The sequence below is a fragment of the Prauserella salsuginis genome (assembly GCF_024648885.1).
Lineage (GTDB): Bacteria > Actinomycetota > Actinomycetes > Mycobacteriales > Pseudonocardiaceae > Prauserella > Prauserella salsuginis.
The window spans coordinates 176,176-196,838 of sequence record NZ_JANBBF010000008.1 but is presented as its reverse complement, the minus strand read 5'-3'; the positions used below and the strand labels follow the sequence as shown (position 1 = coordinate 196,838).

Annotated in this window: 20 protein-coding genes; 12 read left to right on the top strand and 8 right to left on the bottom strand. The window is 71.8% G+C overall.

Annotated features, from left to right (window positions below; genetic code table 11):
- Nucleotides 1-56 precede the first annotated feature (56 nt).
- Nucleotides 57-533, bottom strand: coding sequence for a tRNA (cytidine(34)-2'-O)-methyltransferase (locus LY40_RS02375; RefSeq protein ID WP_183787417.1), 477 nt, complete (start codon nt 531-533; stop codon nt 57-59).
- Between the two features lie 340 nt (nt 534-873).
- On the opposite strand from LY40_RS02375, the gene fabG reads away from it, so the two are divergent.
- The 3 genes from fabG (at nt 874) to LY40_RS02360 (ending at nt 3,699) form a co-directional block, all read left to right on the top strand.
- Nucleotides 874-1,578, top strand: a complete 705-nt coding sequence (fabG, locus tag LY40_RS02370; protein WP_258935802.1) for a 3-oxoacyl-ACP reductase FabG — start codon at nt 874-876, stop codon at nt 1,576-1,578.
- 161 nt (nt 1,579-1,739) lie between these two features.
- Nucleotides 1,740-2,507 (top strand): enoyl-ACP reductase FabI, encoded by a 768-nt coding sequence (fabI, locus tag LY40_RS02365; RefSeq protein ID WP_258935801.1) that lies wholly within the window; start codon nt 1,740-1,742, stop codon nt 2,505-2,507.
- Nucleotides 2,508-2,652: 145 nt separating this feature from the next.
- A complete protein-coding gene (locus LY40_RS02360; protein WP_258935800.1) occupies nt 2,653-3,699 on the top strand; it encodes a ferrochelatase in 1,047 nt (348 codons plus the stop codon).
- Between the two features lie 105 nt (nt 3,700-3,804).
- Here LY40_RS02360 and LY40_RS02355 read toward each other — a convergent pair whose 3' ends face one another.
- Nucleotides 3,805-4,620: an Rv1486c family protein gene (locus tag LY40_RS02355; protein WP_183787420.1), complete on the bottom strand. Its 816-nt coding sequence runs from the start codon at nt 4,618-4,620 to the stop codon at nt 3,805-3,807.
- A gap of 79 nt (nt 4,621-4,699) precedes the next feature.
- Between LY40_RS02355 and LY40_RS02350 the strand changes: the two genes are divergently transcribed.
- Nucleotides 4,700-6,127, top strand: coding sequence for an ATP-binding protein (locus LY40_RS02350; protein ID WP_183787421.1), 1,428 nt, complete (start codon nt 4,700-4,702; stop codon nt 6,125-6,127).
- Nucleotides 6,128-6,167: 40 nt separating this feature from the next.
- Entirely contained in the window at nt 6,168-8,120 is a 1,953-nt protein-coding gene (locus tag LY40_RS02345; RefSeq protein WP_258935799.1) for a vWA domain-containing protein, read from the top strand.
- 146 nt (nt 8,121-8,266) lie between these two features.
- On the opposite strand, the gene LY40_RS02340 is transcribed toward LY40_RS02345, so the two are convergent.
- Nucleotides 8,267-9,625, bottom strand: coding sequence for a cytochrome P450 (locus tag LY40_RS02340; protein WP_183787423.1), 1,359 nt, complete (start codon nt 9,623-9,625; stop codon nt 8,267-8,269).
- A 186-nt stretch (nt 9,626-9,811) separates the two neighbouring features.
- On the opposite strand from LY40_RS02340, the gene LY40_RS02335 reads away from it, so the two are divergent.
- From LY40_RS02335 to LY40_RS02325, 3 genes are read left to right on the top strand one after another with little or no spacing between them, the layout of a single operon-like run.
- Entirely contained in the window at nt 9,812-10,423 is a 612-nt protein-coding gene (locus LY40_RS02335) for a TetR/AcrR family transcriptional regulator (protein ID WP_183787424.1), read from the top strand.
- 9 nt (nt 10,424-10,432) lie between these two features.
- Nucleotides 10,433-11,683: a cysteine--1-D-myo-inosityl 2-amino-2-deoxy-alpha-D-glucopyranoside ligase gene (mshC, locus tag LY40_RS02330; protein ID WP_183787425.1), complete on the top strand. Its 1,251-nt coding sequence runs from the start codon at nt 10,433-10,435 to the stop codon at nt 11,681-11,683.
- Nucleotides 11,684-11,696: 13 nt separating this feature from the next.
- Nucleotides 11,697-12,539: a metallophosphoesterase gene (locus LY40_RS02325; RefSeq protein ID WP_258935798.1), complete on the top strand. Its 843-nt coding sequence runs from the start codon at nt 11,697-11,699 to the stop codon at nt 12,537-12,539.
- Nucleotides 12,540-12,551: 12 nt separating this feature from the next.
- Here LY40_RS02325 and LY40_RS02320 read toward each other — a convergent pair whose 3' ends face one another.
- Nucleotides 12,552-13,694, bottom strand: a complete 1,143-nt coding sequence (locus tag LY40_RS02320) for an MFS transporter (protein WP_258935797.1) — start codon at nt 13,692-13,694, stop codon at nt 12,552-12,554.
- Nucleotides 13,691-14,518: a PAC2 family protein gene (locus LY40_RS02315; protein ID WP_183787449.1), complete on the bottom strand. Its 828-nt coding sequence runs from the start codon at nt 14,516-14,518 to the stop codon at nt 13,691-13,693. The genes LY40_RS02320 and LY40_RS02315 overlap by 4 nt, the downstream gene beginning before the upstream one ends.
- 175 nt (nt 14,519-14,693) lie before the next feature.
- Here LY40_RS02315 and LY40_RS02310 point away from each other — a divergent pair, with 175 nt between their 5' ends.
- From LY40_RS02310 to hisG, 3 genes are all read left to right on the top strand, one after another.
- Entirely contained in the window at nt 14,694-15,386 is a 693-nt protein-coding gene (locus LY40_RS02310; protein WP_372497699.1) for an HAD family hydrolase, read from the top strand.
- 63 nt (nt 15,387-15,449) lie between these two features.
- Nucleotides 15,450-15,713: a phosphoribosyl-ATP diphosphatase gene (locus LY40_RS02305; protein ID WP_183787451.1), complete on the top strand. Its 264-nt coding sequence runs from the start codon at nt 15,450-15,452 to the stop codon at nt 15,711-15,713.
- A gap of 17 nt (nt 15,714-15,730) precedes the next feature.
- A complete protein-coding gene (gene hisG / locus LY40_RS02300; RefSeq protein WP_183787427.1) occupies nt 15,731-16,576 on the top strand; it encodes an ATP phosphoribosyltransferase in 846 nt (281 codons plus the stop codon).
- 136 nt (nt 16,577-16,712) lie between these two features.
- Here the strand turns inward: hisG and LY40_RS02295 are convergent, their stop codons facing one another.
- The 3 genes from LY40_RS02295 to LY40_RS02285 form a co-directional block, all read right to left on the bottom strand.
- Nucleotides 16,713-17,186 (bottom strand): SRPBCC family protein, encoded by a 474-nt coding sequence (locus LY40_RS02295; RefSeq protein WP_258935795.1) that lies wholly within the window; start codon nt 17,184-17,186, stop codon nt 16,713-16,715.
- Nucleotides 17,187-17,316: 130 nt separating this feature from the next.
- The gene (locus tag LY40_RS02290; protein ID WP_183787428.1) at nt 17,317-18,246 is read right to left on the bottom strand and encodes a ParA family protein; all 930 of its coding nucleotides are present in this window, start codon (nt 18,244-18,246) and stop codon (nt 17,317-17,319) included.
- Between the two features lie 113 nt (nt 18,247-18,359).
- The gene (locus LY40_RS02285; RefSeq protein WP_258935794.1) at nt 18,360-19,310 is read right to left on the bottom strand and encodes a RecB family exonuclease; all 951 of its coding nucleotides are present in this window, start codon (nt 19,308-19,310) and stop codon (nt 18,360-18,362) included.
- 147 nt (nt 19,311-19,457) lie between these two features.
- On the opposite strand from LY40_RS02285, the gene LY40_RS02280 reads away from it, so the two are divergent.
- Entirely contained in the window at nt 19,458-20,600 is a 1,143-nt protein-coding gene (locus LY40_RS02280) for a site-2 protease family protein (protein ID WP_258935793.1), read from the top strand.
- Nucleotides 20,601-20,663 lie beyond the last annotated feature (63 nt).

The following is a 20,663-nucleotide window of genomic DNA, read 5'->3' as shown; positions in this document are numbered from 1 at the left end:
CGTGCCTGCCCGACTGGCCGCGGGCCCGCGCGACTGGCTGCGTTCGCCGAGGGCCGTCAGCTCCCGGCGGGCCGGGCTCCGGGAAAGCCGTGCTGGCGCCAGGCCTCGTAGACGGCGATCGAGGCGGTGTTGGTCAGATTCAACGATCGCGACGTCGGCAGCATCGGCAGGTGCACGCGCTCGCTGATCGCGGGGTCGGCGAGTACCCCGTCTGGCAGGCCGGTCGATTCCGGGCCGAACAGCAGCACGTCGCCGTCGGTGTAGGACACGTCGGTGTAGAGCCGGTCGCCCTTCGCGGTGAACGCGTAGACGTTGGCCGGCAGCAGGGCCTCCCACGCCGCGTCGAGGGTCGGGTGCACGTGGACGTCGGCCAGGTCGTGGTAGTCGAGCCCGGCGCGGCGCAGCTGCTTGTCCTCGAAGCCGAACCCGAGCGGTTCGATCAGGTGCAGTTGGCAGCCGGTGTTGGCCGACAGCCGGATCGCGTTGCCCGTGTTGGGCGGGATCTCGGGGTGGTAGAAGACGACCCGGAACACGTCGGTGGTTACTCCTCGTTCGTACGGCGCGGGGGTACGCGGTGTGGTGTGCGCACGGTGCGAGCCCGCTGTGCGGCGGCCCGCACCGATTCTGCCGACCGCGTTCCGCCGATCGCGCGCGGGTTTGCCCGGTGGGCACGCGGCCGGAACGAGCCTCGGGCGGCCGGGTGGAGGTCTCGCACGCTCCTGCCGAACCGGCCGGTCCGTCGGCGGGCGGGCCCGTGTGGTGAAGACCATGACCGACGCGGCCGGGTTACCTGCGGGTACCGGCAACCGGCGAGGCCCGTGCCGGATAGCCTCACGGCGGACATTTGCCATGCGGCGTGAGGAGAGGTTTCTCGTGGGACGGTCGGTTCTGGTCACCGGAGGCAACCGCGGCATCGGACTGGCGATCGCACGCGGTCTCGCGGATGCCGGACATCAGGTGGCGGTGACCCACCGCGGATCCGGAGCCCCCGAGGGGCTGTTCGGCGTGCAGGCCGACGTCACCGACGGTGAGCAGATCGATGCGGCGTTCGCGGCGGTCGAGCAGCACCAGGGGCCCGTGGAGGTGTTGGTCTCCAACGCCGGCATCACCGACGACACGCTGCTGATGCGGATGAACGAGGACTCGTTCACCCGCGTCGTCGACGCCAACCTCACCGGCGCCTACCGGGTCGCCAAGCGGGCTACCCGCGGCATGCTGCGAGCGAAGTGGGGCCGGTTGGTGTTCATCTCGTCGGTAGTCGGCCTGTCCGGCGGTGCGGGTCAGGTGAACTACGCGGCGAGCAAGGCCGGCCTGGTGGGTGTGACCCGCTCCATCACTCGCGAACTCGGTTCGCGGAACATCACGGCGAACGTCGTCTCGCCCGGCTTCATCGAGACCGACATGACCGGTGAGCTGACCGAGCAGCAGCGGGAATCGGCGCTGGCGCAGATTCCGGCCGGCCGGTACGGCAGGCCCGAGGACATCGCCCATATGGTGCGATTCCTGGCTTCGGACGACGCGGCCTACGTCAACGGCGCCGTGCTGCCGGTCGACGGTGGCCTCGGTATGGGCCACTGAACCCCCGCGCGAGACACTGATCGCACGCGCGGGCACCGTGGCTCGCAGTGGCATCCGGCCGCCCGCATCGGCCGTCGGGCCGCGGCGCGGATCGGGCCGCGGCCCTGCAACCGGCATCACCGCCGCCATCACCATCGGCACACAGCGAAGGGAAGAATTCCGTGTCCGGACTGCTCGAAGGTAAGCGCCTGTTGATCACCGGCGTCATCACGGACGCGTCGATCGCGTTCCACGCCGCGAAGACGGCGCAGGAACAGGGTGCGCAGGTGGTGCTGACCGGCTTCGGCAGGCTGTCGCTCATCGAGCGCATCGCCAAGCGACTGCCCGAGCCGGCACCCGTGGTCGAACTGGACGTGCAGAATCCCGAGCATCTCGACACGCTCGCCGACCGCGTGCGCGAGCACGTCGACGGGCTCGACGGCGTGCTGCACTCGATCGCGTTCGCTCCCGAGAGCTGCTTGGGTTCGCCGTTCCTGGACGCGCCGTCGGAGGACGTCGGCACAGCCGTCGAGGTGTCCGCCTACTCGTACAAGGCGGTCGCGAAGGCGGTGCTGCCGCTGCTGAGCCCCGGTTCATCGCTGGTGGGCATGGACTTCGACGCCCGCGTCGCCTGGCCCGCCTACAACTGGATGGGTGTTGCGAAGGCGGCGCTGGAATCGGTCAACCGGTACCTCGCCCGTGACCTCGGACCGCACGGCGTGCGGTCCAACCTCGTGTCGGCGGGACCGGTCAAGACCATGGCGGCCAGGTCGATTCCCGGCTTCGGGGAACTCGAGGACGGCTGGGGTGACCGCGCACCGCTCGGCTGGGACACCACCGACCCGACGCCGGTGGCCAAGACGATCTGTGCCGCGCTGTCCGATTGGATGCCCGCCACGACGGGTTCGATGCTCATGGTCGACGGTGGGGTGCACGCCACCGGCCAGTAGTCCCGGTATGTCGCGGCGCCGGGCCGGTGCGCGGTTCGCGGACGACCGTCCGCCCGCATCGGCCCGGCGCGGGCGACACTCCTGTCCGCCCTCGACGACCGACCCGGTGCCGCGTGCCGTGGACCACAGCGGAAAGATAGGCACCGTGAGTTACGACGCGCTGCTGTGGTTGTCGTTCGGCGGACCGGAGGGCCCGGACGACGTGATGCCGTTCCTGGAGAACGTGACGCGCGGCCGCGGAGTGCCGCGGGAGCGGCTCGAGGAGGTGGCCGAGCACTACCGGCATTTCGGGGGAGTCTCGCCCATCAATCGCCTCAACCGGGAGGCGATGGCGGCGGTGCAGCAGGAACTGTCCGCGCGCGGCATCGACCTTCCCGTCTACTTCGGCAACCGCAACTGGCATCCGATGGTTGAGGACGCCCTCGAACGCATGCGGTCCGACGGCGTGCGGCGGGCGCTGGTGTTCCCGACGAGCGCCTACGGCGGCTACTCGGCGTGCCGCCAGTACGACGAGGACATCGAACGGGCCCGTGCCACCGTCGGTGAGGGCGCGCCCGAACTGTTGAAGCTCCGCCAGTTCTTCGACCACCCGCTGTTCGTGGCCGCGAATGCCGACGCCATCAGGGCCGCACACGCCCGGCTGGCCGGGCGGCCGGCCCGCACGGTCTTCACCGCGCATTCCATCCCGACGGCCGCGGACGCCGCCGCAGGACCGCCGGAGACGGGCGGGGAGTGGTACTCGAAGCAGGTCTTCGAGGCGGCGCGGCTCGTGGCGGCGCAGTCGGGTGTCGAGGAGTACGACGTCGTGTGGCAGTCACGGTCGGGGCCGCCGCACATTCCGTGGCTCGAGCCGGACATCGTCGACCACATCGACGCGCTGCACGAGCAGGGCGTCCGGGACGTCGTGGTGAGCCCGATCGGTTTCGTGTCGGACCACCTGGAGGTCGTGTGGGACCTCGACAACGAGGTGGCCGATCGGGCGGCAGAGCTCGGCATGGGCTTCGCCCGTGCGGCCACGCCGAACGGGGATCCGCGCTTCGCCGAACTCGTCGTCGAGCTCGCACAGGAGCACCTCGCCGGCGGGGGAGTGCGCAAGCTGTCCGAGGCCTTCCCGGTGGCCGGATGCACCCTGAATGGCGCGCCGTGCGCCGAGGGGTGCTGCGCGCCGGTGAGGCGGCCGGCGACGAGCTGACCGTGGGTCGCGTCCTGCGAATTCGTGACACCGGCAGGCGGAACTGCACCCTGTTGTCTGCCGACTTATGGCGTATAACAACCTATACGGCGCGGCATGACGGTGTCACCGCCGGTTCGCCTGATCGGCAAACACCCGCACGGCTTCGTTGACCGCAGCGCACCTGGCGGTGCGCACCGCCTCGGAGAGCGGGCGGAGTGCGTCCGCCCGGCGCTCCGCGGCCGATGCCGACAGTGCGCCGCCCGGCTCCTCGGCCGTGGCGACCTCGAGAATCGCGCCGATCTCCTCGGCCCGCTGCAGCACCCGCAGGGCCCGCGCAGGCGTGCCGTCGGGCCAGTCGGGCGCAGGTCGCGCGCGTAGGTGCGCGGACAGCTCTGCGCGCACGCTCGGCCGGTCGCTGGCCACGTCGAGCGCCTGCAGAGCGCCCGCGCTGTCCCGGATGGCGTCGGTCAGCCCGTGCTCGGCCTCGGCGATGCTCACGTGGTCCAGTCCCACGTCCTGCGGCGTGGCGGGGCCCGCGGTGGCGAGCGGGTGGACGGTCCAGCGGACGAGCCCCTCCGCGATGTGGTGCGGCACGATGCCGTAGCCGGCCCCGGGCAGGACGACGGCCTCGCCCGCGGCCAGTGCCGCCTTCGGCAGCTCCCCGCCGCCGCCGAGGCCGCGGACGTCGCCCGGCACGGGCAGCACGAGGCGGGCGTCGGTGACGCCGAGCCTCCGGAGAGTGCCGAGCAGATGGGCCGGTTGGGCCGGGAAGCCGCCCGTCACGGGCAGGTCGAGAGCGGCGCCGGTGGCGTCGTCGGCCGAGACCACCTCGTGCGCTTCGCCCCATGACAGCAGGGCGTCGAGCACATTGTCGGACGCGGCCGCGCCGTGGAGCCACGCCGAGGACCACACGGCCAGAGTCGCACTGGGACAACACACAGCGCCCGAGGATACCGGCCGGGGCGGCCGGGGTCGCCGATCGTGACGCGACTGTCGCAGCGGGGATAGGCTGGTCGAGGTGAATGCCTCAGAGGAGACCCCGCCCGCGGGCTTGCCACGCACGGTCGGGGAGCTGCGCGCCGCCGGTTACCCACCGCGTGGTGTCAAGGACGAGATCGCTGCCAACCTGCTCGCGGCGTTGCGCGAGGGCCGCGACCCGTGGCCGGGCATCGTCGGGTTCGGCGGCACGGTCGTGCCGCAGCTGGAACGAGCGCTGCTGGCGAGGCACGACGTCGCACTGCTCGGTGAACGAGGCCAAGGCAAGACCCGGCTGCTGCGGACGCTCGGCGGCCTGCTCGACGAGTGGACTCCCGCCATCGAGGGCTCCGAGCTGGCCGAACACCCGCTGGAACCGATCACACCCGCGTCGCGCCGTCGGGCGGCCGAACTCGGCGACGCACTGCCGGTCCGTTGGCTGCACCGCAGCGAGCGGTACACGGAGAAGCTCGCCACTCCCGACACCTCGGTGGGAGACCTCATCGGCGACGTCGACCCGGTGAAGGTCGCCGAAGGCAGGACGCTCGGCGACCCGGAGACCATCCACTTCGGACTGGTGCCGCGGGCGCACCGGGGGATCGTGGCGGTCAACGAGCTGCCGGATCTGGCCGAGCGCATCCAGGTGGCGCTGCTGAACGTGATGGAGGAGCGCGACATCCAGGTTCGCGGCTACACGCTGCGCCTGCCGCTCGACGTGCTGCTCGTCGCGACGGCGAATCCCGAGGACTACACGAACCGCGGCCGGATCATCACCCCGCTCAAGGACCGGTTCGGGGCGGAGATCCGCACGCACTACCCACGCGTGCTCGACGCGGAGATCGACCTCGTGCGGCAGGAGGCGGAGCTGGCTGCGGAGGTCGGCGATCCGCTGGTGGAGGTGCTGGCACGGTTCGTGCGCCGACTGCGCGAGTCGACGGTGATCGACCAGCGGTCCGGCGTGTCGGCGCGATTCGCCGTGGCGGCCGCCGAGACGGTGGCCGCGGCGGCGTTGCGGCGCGGTGCCCTGACGGGCGAGGAGCCCGCGGTGGCGCGCCCGGTGGACCTCGAGTCGGTCCCCGAGGTGCTGCGCGGCAAGCTCGAATTCGAACCCGGTGAAGAGGGCCGCGAGCTCGAACAACTGGTGCACCTGCTGCGGGTGGCCGTGGCCGAGACGGCACGCGCCCGCTTCGCGGGGCTGGATCTCACGCCGCTGGCGGAGGCCGTCACCGAGGGGCATCCGGTCGAGACGGGCGAGCGGGTCCGCGGCCGGGAACTGCTCGCCGCGTTGCCGGAGCTGCCGGTGTTGCACGACGTGGCGGAGCGGTGCGGCGCGGGTCCGGGCGATGCGCCGGCACGGATCGCCGCGGCGGTCGAGCTCGCGCTCGAATCACTCTATCTCGGCAGGAAGGTCGCCAAGGACGTCCGCGAGCCGGGCGACGACGGTGGCCCGGCGACGGTCTACGGGCCGTGAGCACGGATCCGCCGACACCCGGAACCCTACGGAGGCGGCCATGAGTTCCGACGGATACCGGTACGGGCCGTATCACGACGGTCCCGATCCGCTGGCACCGCCGGTGGACCTGCGGGAGGCCGTCGACGAGATCGGCCGTGACGTCATGGAGGGCGCATCGCCCCGCTCGGCGATGGACGAACTGCTGCGCCGGGGCACAGAGGCCACGACCGGGCTGGACGAACTCACCCGCAAGGTGTGGCAGCGGCGGTCGGAGATCCAGCGCCGGCACCGCCTGGACGGCACGTTGCAGGAGGTGCAGCGGCTGCTCGACGAGGCGCTTGCGGCGGAGCGCGAGCAGCTGGCGAGCGACCCGTCCGACGACGCCCGTTTCGAGGAGATGCGGCTGGACGCGCTGCCGCCGGGGACGGCGGGCGCGGTGTCGGATCTGGCCGACCACGAGTGGCGATCGCAGACCGGCAGGGACAACTACGAACGGATCCGCCAACTCCTGGGTGAGGAACTGCTGGGGGCGCGGTTCGAGGGCATGAAGGAGGCATTGCGGCAGGCGACGCAGGCGGACGCGGACCGCGTCGGTGCGATGTTGGCCGACCTGAGCGATCTGCTCGCCGCACACGCCAGGGGTGATGCGGACCTGCAGGACCGGTTCGCCGAGTTCATGCGCCGGCACGGCGAGTTCTTCCCGGAGAACCCGTCGACCGTGGACGAGCTGATCGACGCGCTGGCGGCGCGGTCGGCCGCGTCGCAGCGGGCGCTGAACTCGATGACGCCGGAGCAGCGGCAGGAGCTCGCGGAGCTGTCACAGCAGGCGTTCGGGGACCCGAGGATCGCCGAACAGCTGTCGCGATTGGACGAACAGCTGCGCGCCGCGAGGCCGGGAGAGGACTGGTCGTCGTCCAGCCGGTTCCGCGGCGACGACCCGCTCGGACTGGCCGAGGGTGCCAGGGCGATGACGGATCTGTCCGAACTGGACGCGCTCGCGCAGCAGCTGGCGCAGAGCCACCCGGGCGCCCGACTCGAGGACATCGACCTCGAATCACTGGAACGCCAGCTCGGCGACGACGCGGCCGTGGACGCGCGCAGGCTCGCCGAACTGGAACGCGAACTGAGCAGGCAGGGCGTGTTCGAACGCGCGCCGGACGGGTCGTTACGTCTATCGCCGAAAGCGCTGCGCAGGCTGGGGGAGACGGCACTGTCCGATGTGGTTCGTGCGCTGCGGGCAGGGCGCGGCGAGCGCGACACCACGGCGGCGGGCGCGGCAGGCGAGGTCACGGGGTCGAGCCGGCCCTGGCAGTTCGGGGACACCCAACCGTGGGCGGTGTCGAAGACGGTGCAGAACGCGGTGCTGCGTACCGCGTCGGCGGGCCGTCCGGCGGTGCGACTCGATGTGTCCGACGTGGAGGTCGCGGAGACCGAACATCGCTCGCGGGCGGCGGTGGCGCTGTGCGTGGACACCTCGTGGTCGATGATCGCCGAGGACCGGTGGCTGCCGATGAAACGCACCGCGTTGGCCCTGCACCAGCTGATCTCGACCCGGTTCCGCACGGACGCGCTCCAGATCATCACGTTCGGGCGCTACGCGCGGCAGGTCGAACTGTCCGAACTGGTGGCGCTCGACGGCACGTGGGAACAGGGGACGAACGCACACCACGCGCTGCTGCTCGCCGGGCGTCACCTGCGGCGGCATCCGGGTGCGCAGCCCGTGGTGCTGATGGTCACCGACGGCGAACCCACCGCCCACCTCGAACCGGACGGCGAGGCGATGTTCGACTACCCGCCGAGCCCGGTGACCCTCACCAAGACGCTGTCCGAAGTGGAGCGGCTGGCGAAGTCGGGCGCGGCGATGTCGGTGTTCCGGCTCGGCGAGGACCCGCGCCTGGAGGCGTTCGTGGACCTGCTCGCGCGCCGCGCGGGCGGGCGCGTGCTGGCACCGGACGTCGACGGCCTGGGCGCTGCCGTGGTGGGCGATTACCTGCACAGCCGGCGCGGCTGAGCGGCGCACGGCGACCGGGGCCGCGGGTCCGAGCGCAGGACACGCGGGCCTGAACGCAGGACACGCGGGCGAACGCAGTCGCGCGGTAGCGCGTCCGTGAGAGGTGGTGGCGCGACGGGTGGGCGCAGGACACGCGCGGGTGTGCGTCAGCGCGGCCTGACGACGAGGCGGGCGCCGCGGGCGGGCACCATCGTGATGTTGCGAGCCTTGGCGCGTTCGGGCCGCGGCCGGTCCGGGGAGAGGTGGAAGCGTCGCAACACCTCGCCGAGCACGACCGCGGATTCGAGCAGGGAGAATCCCGCCCCCAGGCAGCGCCGCACCCCGCCGCCGAAGGGGAACCACGTGCCGGTGGCGGGCCCGGAGCCGGTGAACCGTTCCGGGCGGAACGCGTGCGGGTCGTCGTGGTGTGCCGGGTCGTGCTGCACCATCGTGATCGACGGCATGACGGTGTGGCCTGCGGGGATGCGATAGCCGTCGATCTCGATGTCGCGGGTGGCGACCCGGGCGACCTCCGAGATGACCGGATGCAGTCGCATCGCCTCCTTCACGACCGCCTCGAGGTGCTTCTCGTCGTGGTCGTCGGCGGCGCGGACGGCGTCGGCGAGTCTGCGCGGGTCGCGGGCCAGTTCGTGCAGTGACCACGCCAGGGCGGTCGCCGTCGTTTCGTGGCCGGCGAGGAGCAGGGTGATGAGCTGGTCGCGCAACTCGGCATCGGTGAGCCCGTCGGTGTCGGCGCCGTTGCCGACGGCCAATAGCCGGGAGAGCACGTCACGTCGGTCGGCGAGATCTCCGGCGCGCCTGCGGTCGGCGATCTCGGCGTAGATCAGCTCGTCGGCGGTCCTGCGCACCTCGGCGTCCCGTTTCCACACACCGAAACGCTGCAGTTTCGGCTGGTGCCAGCCGAGGATGTCGACCGGGCCGATGTCGACGATGCGCCGCAGCAGCGCGCGCAGGCGGTCGAGTCGCGGCCCTTCGGCGACACCGAACACCACGCGCAGGATGATCTCGAGCGTCACGGCCTGCATCCGCTCGTGCGAGCGCAGCGGGCCCGGTCGCCAGCCGTCGACCTCGGCCTCGGCGAGCTCGGTGATCAGGTCGCGGTAACCGCGCAGGGAGGCACCGTTGAACGCGGGCATGAGCAGTTTGCGGGCCCGCAGGTGCACCTCCTCGTCGGTGAGCAGGACCGAGTGGCGGCCCATCGCGGGCTTGAGGATGACGTTTCCCTCCCCGGCGTGGAACACCTCGGCCGGGCCGCCGAACACCGCGCGGATGTGCTCGACGTTCGCCAGCTGCACGACGTCCCGCTCGGGGAAGAGCCGGAGCCGGAACACGTCGCCGTGGCGGCGGCGCAACCGGGGCAACCACTGATGCCGGTACGAACCGAACAGCAGGGTCTGGATCGCCTGCGGCAGGCGCGGGCCCGGAGGCAGGGCGGTCGCGGTGACGTCGTCGATACGCACTGCCGTGTGCTGTGCGGTGGCTGCGGCTGACTCGGTCGTCGTCATGGGCGCGCTCCTTTGCGCGGAGGTGGTCGCACCGGTGGCGGGCGCGGTGGCGGCCGTCCGAGCCGGTGTCTGCTCCTTGAGCCGATTTATACGCCCGTATAGATTCGCTGTCCACCTTGACGACCGCGGTGGCCGCCGGCGGCCGCGATCCGGTCCACGGGGGCGGCGGGCAGTACGCTGCTCGGCGTGAGCCACCGGGACGACCTGCTCGCCGCGGCGCGAACGCTGCTCGAGGACAAGGGCTACGCGCACATCACCGCGCGTGACCTCGTCGCGGCGTCCGGCACGAACCTGGCGTCCATCGGCTATCACTTCGGCTCGAAGGCCGGCCTGTTGAACGCGGCGATCGCGACCGTGTTCGAGGAGTGGACCGATCAGCTCGCCGAACTCGCCATGGCCGATCCGACAGCCTCGCCGATCGAACGCGGCCACGTGACCTGGGCAGCGTGGCTGGCGGGGCTGGCGGGCAAACGCCGGCTGCTCGTCTCGTACATCGAGGCGCTCGCCCAGGCCGAACGCGCGCCGGACCTGCGCAGGCAACTGGCCGAGCTGTACCGCACCTGCCGGGTGCGGGTGGCCGGCTTGGTCGCCGAGTCGCTGGGCGACGGAACGCGCGGTGACGATCCCCGGTGCCGGGCCGTCGCGAGCTTCGTCGTGGCAGTCTGCGACGGGCTCGCCGTCCAGTCGCTGGTCGACCCGGACGGTGTGCCCACACCCGACGACCTGCTCGCCGGTCTGGCGACATTGTGGTCGGCGTCCTTCCCACCAGACGGGAACGATACGTCCGGGCGCACATAGGGTTGAGGCATGCAGACTTGGTCCTCGGTCGCCGTGCCCCGTGTCCCCGGAGAGTCCCGCCCGCTGCGGCTGTACGACACGGCATCCGGCGACATCCGCCCCGTCTCACCCGGCCGGATCGCCCGGATGTACGTCTGCGGCATCACGCCGTACGACGCCACGCATCTGGGTCACGCCGCGACGTATCTCGCGTTCGACCTGGTGCACCGGCTGTGGCTCGACGCCGGGCACGAGGTGCACTACGTCCAGAACGTCACCGACATCGACGATCCGCTGCTCGAACGCGCCGAGCGGGACCAGGACGACTGGGTCGTGCTCGCGATGCGCGAAACGGCGCTGTTCCGCGAGGACATGGAGGCGCTGCGGGTGGTGCCGCCTCGCGACTTCATCGGCGCCGTCGAGACCATTCCGCGCATCGTGGAGGTCATCGGGAAGCTGCTGGCTTCCGGCGCGGCCTACCGGGTGGATGACCCGGAGTACCCGGACATCTACTTCGACCGCTCGTACACCGGCCGGTTCGGCTACGAGTCGGGCTACGACGCCGAGACGATGGCCCGGTTCTTCGCCGAGCGGGGCGGCGATCCCGAGCGGCCCGGCAAACGCGACCCGCTCGACGCGCTGCTGTGGCGGGCCCAGCGGCCGGGGGAGCCGTACTGGGAGTCCGAGCTCGGCCACGGCAGGCCCGGTTGGCACATCGAGTGCAGCGTGATCGCCCTCGACCAGCTCGGTGTCGGTTTCGACGTGCAGGGCGGCGGTTCGGACCTGGCGTTCCCGCACCACGAGTACAGCGCCGCACATGCCGAGGCGCTCGCGGGCGACCATCCGTTCGCGCGGCACTATGTGCACGCCGGGATGATCGGGCTCGACGGCGAGAAGATGTCCAAGTCGAAGGGCAACCTGGTGTTCGTGTCCCGGCTGCGGGCCGCCGACGTCGAACCGGCCGCCATCCGGCTGGGGCTGTTCGCGGGCCACTACCGGGACGACCGCGCATGGACCGACGAAGTGCTCGCGACGGCCCAGCAGCGGCTCGCCCGGTGGCGGGAGGCCGTGCGGCTGCCCGCGGGGCCCGCCGCCGACGACACGATCGCCCGCCTTCGCGAGCATCTGGCCAACGACCTCGACACCCCCCGTGCGCTCGCCGCCCTCGATGCGTGGGCCGACGAGGCGCTGCGGGGCGGCGGGCACGGCTCCGGCGGTGACGAGGACGCACCCACGGCGATCCGCACGGCGGTGGACGCGCTGCTCGGTGTCGCTCTGTAGCACGGGCGATACCGTGGGCCGCGTGCCAACTCTCTACGCCACGAGCGACCTGCACGTCACCCACACCGGTAACGAGGCGCACGTCGACGTGATCCGGCCGGACATCCCGGAGGACTGGCTGCTGGTGGCCGGTGACGTCGGCGAGCGCCTGAACACCGTGGTCGACACCCTGGCGCAGCTGCGCCGGAGGTTCGCCACGGTCGTGTGGGTTCCCGGCAACCACGAGTTGTGGACCACGGCGAAGGACCCCGACCAGGCCTCCGGCCGCCCCCGCTACGACGAGCTGGTCCGCCGTTGCCGGGAGATCGGGGTGCTCACCCCCGAGGACGAGTTCCCCGTGTGGCCCTACGCCGACCGTCCGCTGACGATCGCGCCACTGTTCGTGCTGTACGACTACAGCTGGCGGACGCCGTCGGCGCAGGGGGCGTCGCTGGCGGAGGCGCTGCGGCAGGCCAGGGAAGCCGGCGTGGTCTGCACCGACGAGTACCTGCTCGGCCACGAGCCGTACGCGGGCCGCGCGGAGTGGTGCGAGGACCGGCTGACGCTGAGCGAGAAGCGCCTGGCGGAGATCCCCGCCGACCACGAGACGGTGCTGCTGTCGCACTGGCCGCTGCACCGGCACCCCACCGCGCCGCTGTACTACCCGGAGTTCGCCATGTGGTGCGGCACGACCCGGACCGAGGACTGGCACCTCCGGTTCCGCGCCCGGCTCGCGGTGTACGGGCACCTGCACATCCCGCGCACCACGTATGCCGACGGCGTGCGCTTCGAAGAGGTGTCGTTGGGCTATCCGCGTGAGTGGCGCAGGCGTGCCCGTGGGCCGGTGGCGTTCCGGCAGGTGCTGACGTCCGACTGACGCGTCGCGGGCTCACGTGCGGGCGCGCGTCAGGGTTGCCGTGAGCGGGACCGCGGCGAGCAGTACCGCGGCGGGCAACGCGAAGCCCAGCAGCGGGTCGGCGTGGTACGGCGCTGTGAACACGGCCGGTGCTGCGGCCATCCCGAGGAACCGCATCGCCTGGACCACCGAGATCGCGCCGCTGCGCCCGGGGCCGTCGGCCGACAGCACGGTCGTGTTCACCGCGACGAGCACCAGTTGACTGCACACGCCCGCCGCCGCCCACGCTGCCACGGCCACGGGTGCCACCCCGGTCGCGCCGATGACCAACACCAGTGCGGCACCGGTGAGCAGGCCGATGAGTGCGGTGAGGCGGCCGCCGAAGCGGTCCGCGGCGGCGCCGGCGAACCGGGCGGCCAGAAACCCGGCGACGCCGAACCCGGTCAGCAGCAGGCCGCGCATCCCCGCGCCGAAACCGAACGCGTCCTGCATGCGCAGCGCGAAGAGGAACGAGAGCCCCGCCATGCACCCCCACGCCGCCAGCGCGGCCAGGCCCGGAAGCAGGACTGATGCACGCCACGGGTCGCGGAGCCGAGCCGCGGTGTCCGGACCGGCCTCGTCGTCGGCCGGCAGCGGCCATGTCGCCAGAACGGCGCCGACCAGCGCGATACCGGCGAAGGCCCACCGCCACGACGCCTCGGCCGCGAGACCGCCCACCAGCGGAGCCGACGTCTGGCCCACGGCCTGCATCGCCCCGAACACCCCGAGTGCCCTGCCCAGCCGATCCGGCGGGGTCATCGCAGCCAGCCGCGCCATCAGCAGCGGCGTCGTGAACGCATTGGCGCATCCCTGCAGCCCGCGGCTGACCTGGAACAACCAGAACCACGGCGCCACGGCGGCTGCGAGGGTGAACACGGCGTACGCGACGTAGGCGAGCCGGATGGTGCGGGCGGGTCCCCACCGCTGGCCGAGCGTGCCCGACACGAGCATCAGCGCCGCGAACGGCAGCAGGTACACGGTCAGTGACGACGCCGCAGCCTGCGCGGACACGCCGAAGCTGGCCCCGATCTCGGGCAGGACTGCCGCGACGACCCCGCCGCCGAACGGGCCGAGCAGCGCGCCCAGCTGGAGCCCTGCGCGCGCGGCGGGCGCATCGCCTGCGGCCGCCGCGGTCACCGGCCTGCGGGGCCGGGTCCGTCGTTCCTGCGCCGCCGGAGGTAGCGCTCGAACTCGGCGGCGATCATGTCGCCGCTCGCGCCTTCGAGGTCGATCTCCGCGTCGCCCCGCTCCTCGAGGGAGCGCACGTACTCGGAGATCTCCTCGTCCTCGTCGGCCATCTCGCTGACGGTCTTCTGCCAGTCCTCGGCCTGCTCCGGCAGCGCGCCCAGCGGAATGCCGACGTCGAGGATGTCCTCGAGCTTGTTCAGCAGTGCGATCGTGGCCTTCGGCGAGGGCGGGTGCGACACGTAGTGCGGCACGACCGCCCAGAGGGACACCGCGGGCACACCTTCCTTGACGCACAGGTCCTGGAACACGCCGACGATCCCGGTCGGGCCCTGGTACCGCTCGCGTTCGAGCCCGAACCGTTTCGCGGCCTCCGCGTCGTAGGCCGTGCCGGTCACCGGGATCGGCCGGGTGTGGGCGGTGTCACCGACCAGCGCACCGATCGTGATCACGGTCTGCACCCCGAGCTGTTCGACGTGTTCGAGGAGCTCGGCGCAGAACGCCCGCCACCGCATGCTCGGTTCGGGGCCCTGCACCAGCACGACATCCTGATCGGCGCCCGCGGGCCGGCACACCGACAGCCGCGTCGTCGGCCACTCGACGCGGCGGGTCACCCCGTCCACCATCCGCACCGTCGGCCGGGCGACCTGGAAGTCGTAGTAGTCGTCCGGTTCGAGCTCGGCCAGCGGTGTCGCGTCCCAGTTCAGCGCGAGATGCTCGATGGCGGTACTGGCGGCGTCGCCCGCGTCGTTCCAGCCGTCGAAACAGGCGATCATGACAGGGCCGCGGCGCTGCCGGGTCTCGTCGCCACCGGTGTCGCCGTCGGTGAAGTCGTTGAAGGGCGTGCTCACCCGCCCAGCGTACGTCCCGTCGTCGGAGTGGCCCGCCACCGTAGGCTGGACGGGCCGCCGCGGCCCGCGGTGCGCTCGCCGACCCGAGGAGATGCCCGTGATCGATCCGTCCTCCGACCCCGGTGAAGGCGGTCCGGCCGCCGTGTTGTGGGACATGGACGGCACCCTGGTCGACTCAGAGAAGCTCTGGGACGTGGTGCTCGCCGAGGGAGCGCAGCGCATGGTCGGGGAACTGACCGCCGCGGAACGCACGGCGCTCGTCGGATCCAACATGGCCGCCACATCCCGTCGGCTCCTCGAGCTCGCGGGGCGCGCGGTGACCGACGAGGCCGCGGACGAGGTCGCCGACTGGATGCGGGGACGCACGGCGGAGCTGTTCTCCGGTGCGCTGCCGTGGCGGCCGGGCGCCCGGGAGGCCCTCGAGGCGCTGCGCGCGGCGGACGTGCCGTGTGCGCTGGTGACGTCGACCGAGCGGGGACTGACCGAACTCGCGCTGAACACGATCGGGCGAGAGTTCTTCGCCGCCACGGTGTGCGGGGACGAGGTCGACGGGAAGAACAAGCCGCATCCCGAGCCGTACCTGCGGGCCGCGCGGCTGCTCGGCGTGGACCCGGCGGCGTGCGTGGCCGTCGAGGACTCGCCGGTGGGCGCGGCCTCGGCGGAGGCGGCGGGCTGCGCTGTGCTGGTCGTCGAGGCGGACGTATCCGTCGAGCGCGGTCCGGGCCGGACGTTCCGCCCGTCCCTGGTGGGGGTCGACCCCGGTGAATTCTCCCGGCTGATCCGGAGCCGGTGACCTGCGACATCACGGGCCAGGCCGCTCGAAGGTCGCTGCGACGTGGATGACAAGATTCTCCGCGTGAAGACCTTCGATGAGCTGTACGCCGAGCTGACCGAGCGCGCCCGCACCCGACCCGCGGATTCGGGCACCGTCGCCGCGCTGGACGCCGGGGTGCATGCGCAGGGTAAGAAGGTGCTGGAAGAGGCTGGCGAGGTGTGGATCGCCGCCGAGCACGAATCCGACGAGCGGCTGGCCGAAGAGGTCTCGCAGCTGCTCTACCGGGTTCAGGTGCTGATGATCGGCCGGGGCGTCCCGATGGACGACGTCTACCGGTACCTGTGAGCGAGAGAGGACGTCAGATGCTGCGTGTCGCGGTGCCGAACAAGGGTGCGCTCGCCGGACCCTCGTCGGAGATGCTCGGTGAAGCGGGCTACCGCAAGCGACATGAACAGCGGGACCTGACCGTGCTCGACCCGGTCAACGACGTGGAGTTCTTCTTCCTCCGGCCGAAGGACATCCCGATCTACGTCGGTTCGGGCGAACTCGACCTGGGCATCACCGGCCGCGACCTCGCGCTGGACTCGGGCGCGGACGTGCAGGAGAAGCTGGGCCTCGGGTTCGGCGGCTCGACGTTCCGCTACGCGGGACCGGCCGACCGGGACTGGACCGTGGCGGACCTGCACGGCAAACGGCTCGCCACGTCCTATCCGCGGCTGGTGCGGGACGACCTGGCCCGGCAGGGCGTCGAGGCCGACGTCATCCCCCTCGACGGGGCCGTCGAGATCTCGGTGCAGCTCGGCGTCGCCGAGGCGATCGCCGACGTGGTCGGTTCCGGCCGAACCCTGCGCCAGCACGACCTCGTGGCGTTCGGCGACCCGATCTGCGTCTCCGAGGCGGTACTGATCGAACACAGCGGAAACGGCAAGACCCCCGCGGTCGAACAGCTCACGGCCCGGTTGCAGGGCGTGGTGTTCGCCCAGCACTACATGATGCTCGACTACGACTGCCCGAGGTCGTTGCTGGAGCAGGCCGCCGCGATCACGCCAGGCCTCGAATCGCCCACCGTGGCGCCGCTCGCCGATCCGGACTGGGTGGCCGTGCGGGCGATGGTGTCGCGCAAGAAGGTCAACGCCGTGATGGACGAGCTCGCCGCCGTCGGGGCGAAGGCGATCCTCGCCTCGGACATTCGCTCCTGCCGGCTGTAGAACTCCGGCGCAGCACACGACAACACACAACTCGGGGCACGACGGCGTATGGCGCTGCCGTGCCCCGAGCTGCGTCGGCGGATTGCGTGCCGCGCACCAGGATCGGGCCGGCCGCCGGGTCCTCGGCGTGAGGCTTTCACATCCGGGAGGTCCGCGCGGCGAGGTCGGCGAGGTGACGCAGTGAGTTGGGGAGATGCTCCGGGCCGAACGGCGGGAACCGGAGGTACGACCGGACGGACTCCGGTACTGCCGACCAGTCGTAGGTGAGCGTGACCTCGGTCTCCGACGGGCCGGAGGACGCCAGGTCATAGCGCCAGGACCAGCCGCCGAACTCGAGGTTGCCGTCACCCTGCGGGTCGTGTCCTGTCAGCCACCCGATCGCGCGCGGTGGATCGAGGACGTGGATCTTGTTGGCCACCTCGTAGTAACCGTCTCGGGCGTCGGGGTGATACATGGCCATCCGGAAGATCTGCCCCACCTCGGTCAACGTTGCCTGATCGATCGGTTCCTGCACCCAGCCGGTGCCATCGATCGCGGCGTGTGTCGTCGGGTCCGCCAGCACCGCGAAGACGGTCTCGACGGATGCGGCGGCCGACCGGGTGGCGCTCACCTTCGCCTGCTTCACGACGCAGCCTTCCGTGCGGTGGTGCGACCTCAAACCTGCGCGAATCGGGACATTACCGGGCCGCCGTCATCGCGGCGAGGCCGAAAGCGACGGGACGTCCGCCCGTGCCGCAGGCTCAGTGGTCCTTGCTGCGTTTCGGCAGCAGGTCGTAAAGCTTCTTGCGCGCGCCGTTGTCGTTGGCGTTGCGGGTGTGCGCCACGTCGGTGATGAAGTCCTCGAAGTCGAAGTCCTGCTCCGGTGCCGCGGGCGCCTGCGGGGCCGTGCCCGGTGATTCGTCCAGCGTACGGGCGATCTCGCGGAACGCCGCGGCGTGCGTGGTCTCCGGCGCGAACGTCGTGACCGGCATACCGCGCGCCGCTGCTTCGTTCATCACCACTCCCAGCGGCACGTGCGGCAGCACGGGGATACCGAACTGTTCCAGCTCCCGCAACGCCGTGACGGCGTAGCCCGAGATGGGCCGCCGGTACAGCCCCGGCACGAGGCCGTAGTAGTCGATCGGCGGCCGCTCGACCATGGTTTCCAAGTGGCGGATCTGCTCCTGCATGAGCCGGAGCGCACGGATGCTGGTGCGGTCCGGCTGCACGGGCACGAGCAGCCCACTGGTGGCCACGAGCGCGTTGTTGGTCAGCACGTCGAGCGCGGGCGGACAGTCGATGACCACATGGTCGTAGTTGGCGAACTGGATCACGCGTGCCAGCTGCCATCCCGGGACCCGGAACTGGTCGAGTCTGCGGACCAGGTCGAACATGCCGGGCGAGGTGGGGATGACGTCGAACGCCCCGCCCCGGCCGACGTTGCTGCGCGGATGCGGGACGACGAGCTCCTCGACCGGGCCGCGCCACGTCTTGGTGAGCGCCTTGGCGAGGCTGGGCCGGTCGGCCGGAATCTCGGGCAGGCCGAGCATCTCCGTCGTGGCGTGCCCTTGCGGGTCCAGGTCGATGAGAAGAACGCGGCGGCCCCGCTCCGCGAGTGCGGCGGCGGCGCCGACACTCAGCGCGGTCTTGCCGACCCCGCCCTTCTGATTGACCACCGAGGTGATCTGCACTGTGCGCCGCTCCTGGATCTCGATTGCCGGGAACAGACTAGTCGATCAGCACTCGCGTGCGGCGCTGATCGCGCCCGGCGTGCCGGTCGATCCTGTCACGGCTCGCGACGGGGTCAATCCGCGCGGTCGAGCGCGGACTCCTCGCCGCCGGTCGGCTCGGGCCAGCCGGGGTACTCGGGCGGCGTGCCACCGAACGCCGGGCACAACGACTGGTGGGCGCACCAGTCGCACAGCTTGCTCGGGCTGGGACGGAAATCGCCGGTCCTGCCCGCGGCGAGGATGGCCGACCAGATCGCCTCGAGCGTGCGCTCGAACCGCGCCAGTTCGTCCTCGTCGGGGGTGTAGGCCAGGTCCTGCCCGTCGCGCAGGTACATCAGCTTGAGTTGCCGGGGCACGACGCCGCGGGTGCGCCACAGCACCACGGCGTAGAACTTCATCTGGAACAGCGCCTTGGCCTCGCCGATCGCGCGGGGCGCGGCGCCCGTCTTGTAATCGACGACCCGGATCTCACCGGTCGGCGCGACGTCCAGGCGGTCGACGTAGCCGCGCAGCCGCACGCCCGAGCCGAGCTCGGTTTCGACGTGCAGCTCGCATGCCTCCGGTTCGAGGCGGTTCGGGTCCTCGAGGCCGAAGTACGCGTCGAGCAGCTTGCCGGCACCGTCGAGCCACCCGGCCGCGTGACCGTCCGGGCCCGTTTCGTCCTCGGCGAACAGCTCCGCCCACTCGGGGCTCTGCTGGGAGAGCTCCTCCCACGTCGGCGCGAGCAGCTCGTGCGCGCGCTCGGGGCTGCGGTCGCCGCGGGGGAGTGCGAACAGCCGCTCCAACACCGAGTGCACGAGCGTGCCGCGGACCTGAGCCTTCGTGGGTGGCTCGGGAATCCGGTCGATCGCCCGGAACCGGTAGAGCAGTGGGCACTGCTTGAAATCGCCCGCGCGCGACGGCGAGAGCGCGGGCCGCCGGCGTGGCGCTCCGGAGTCACCGGCGGGCTGCGCGGTGTCGGTGGGCTGCGTGGTGTCGGTGGGCGCGGTGTCGGTGGGCGTGGCGGAGGCCGTCGTGTCAGTCATGCGTGCCCTCGGTCATGCCCGGCACCCTAACGAGCGCTGCCGACAGGAACCGATCACGGCTACCGGCGCGGCGCAGGTCGGGGGAACGATGCGGAGCCGGGCGCGGCGGTAACGGTGCTCGTACACGGCGCGTTCTACCCTCGCCTCGTGAACACGACGAGCCGGTCCCGGCGCGGGACCGTCACCGACGGCGGACTGCTGCTGTTCCGCGTCGACGGGGTGCCCGTGCTGCTCTCCCCCTCCTGGTGGGTCGGGTCGCTGCTCATCGTCGTGCTGTACAGCCCGCTGGTGGGCAGGTTGCTGCCGGGCGCGGGTCCGGGCGTGTCGTGGGCGCTGGCCGGCGCATTCGCGGTGCTGCTGGGGCTGTCGGTGCTGGCCCACGAGCTCGGCCACGTCCTCGTCGCACTGCGTCTGGGGATACCCGTGCGCAGGCTGCGACTGTTCCTGCTCGGCGGCCTGTCCGAGGTGGCGCGCAGCCCGGACAAGCCGAAACAGGAGGGGCTGGTCGCGGCGGCGGGCCCGATCGTGTCGGTGCTGCTCGCGGTGTTCTGCGGACTCCTGCTGGTGGCGGTTCCGCCGGGCGGCGCGGTGTGGCTGCTCGTCGCCCAGTGTGCGGTGGCCAACCTGGCGGTCGGTGTGTTCAACCTGTTGCCGGGCCTGCCCCTCGACGGCGGGCGCATGCTCCGGGCCGGGGTGTGGTCGCTCACGGGCAACCGTGCGTCGGGCACGCGTGCGGCCGTGTTCGGCGGCGGTCTGGTCGCGTTGGCTCTGCTGGTGTGGGCGCTGTGGGGCCTCGCGGAGGGCAGCGACGACCGCTGGCTGCGGCTCGGGGTCTGTGTGGTGACGGCGTGGTTCGTCGTCACCGGCGCCACCGGTGAGATGGCCGCCGAACAGCGGCGCAGCTGGCCCGCCGGCCTCGTGCTGGGGGATCTGACACGGCCGGTGCTGCAGCTGCCGGCCGAGAGTCCGGTGGAATCGGCGCTGTCGGCGTCGGCGGGCAGGGGAGTGGTGCTCGTGCGAGCCGACGGGGTCGCGGCGGGACTGCTCGACGAGGCCGCGGCCGAGCAGCTCGCGGCCGAATCACCGCGTGCGCCCGCCGAACTGGCGGCCGAGCCGATCCGCGCGGAGACCGTGCTGCTCGAATCCGAGGCGGGCGACGCCGTGATCGAACGGGTTGCGGAGGTCGCCGCGTGGCAGTTCCTCGTGGTCGACGACGAGGGCAGGCCCGCGGGCGTGTTGCACCGTGACGATCTGCGCGCGGCGTTGTCCGGGGGCCGCCGCACCCGCTGACCCGCGTGCCCGGGCGATCTGCGACGATCGAGCGCCGCCGAAGGCTGCCGCAGAGGGCGTGAG

What these genes read in the sequence shown, in the direction of transcription:
- LY40_RS02345 (WP_258935799.1), top strand. Translation starts at nt 6,168, where the DNA reads ATGAGTTCCGACGGATACCGGTACGGGCCGTATCACGACGGTCCCGAT.
- LY40_RS02340 (WP_183787423.1), bottom strand. Translation starts at nt 9,625, where the DNA reads ATGACGACGACCGAGTCAGCCGCAGCCACCGCACAGCACACGGCAGTG.
- mshC (WP_183787425.1), top strand. Translation starts at nt 10,433, where the DNA reads ATGCAGACTTGGTCCTCGGTCGCCGTGCCCCGTGTCCCCGGAGAGTCC.
- LY40_RS02315 (WP_183787449.1), bottom strand. Translation starts at nt 14,518, where the DNA reads ATGATCGCCTGTTTCGACGGCTGGAACGACGCGGGCGACGCCGCCAGT.
- hisG (WP_183787427.1), top strand. Translation starts at nt 15,731, where the DNA reads ATGCTGCGTGTCGCGGTGCCGAACAAGGGTGCGCTCGCCGGACCCTCG.
- LY40_RS02285 (WP_258935794.1), bottom strand. Translation starts at nt 19,310, where the DNA reads ATGACTGACACGACGGCCTCCGCCACGCCCACCGACACCGCGCCCACC.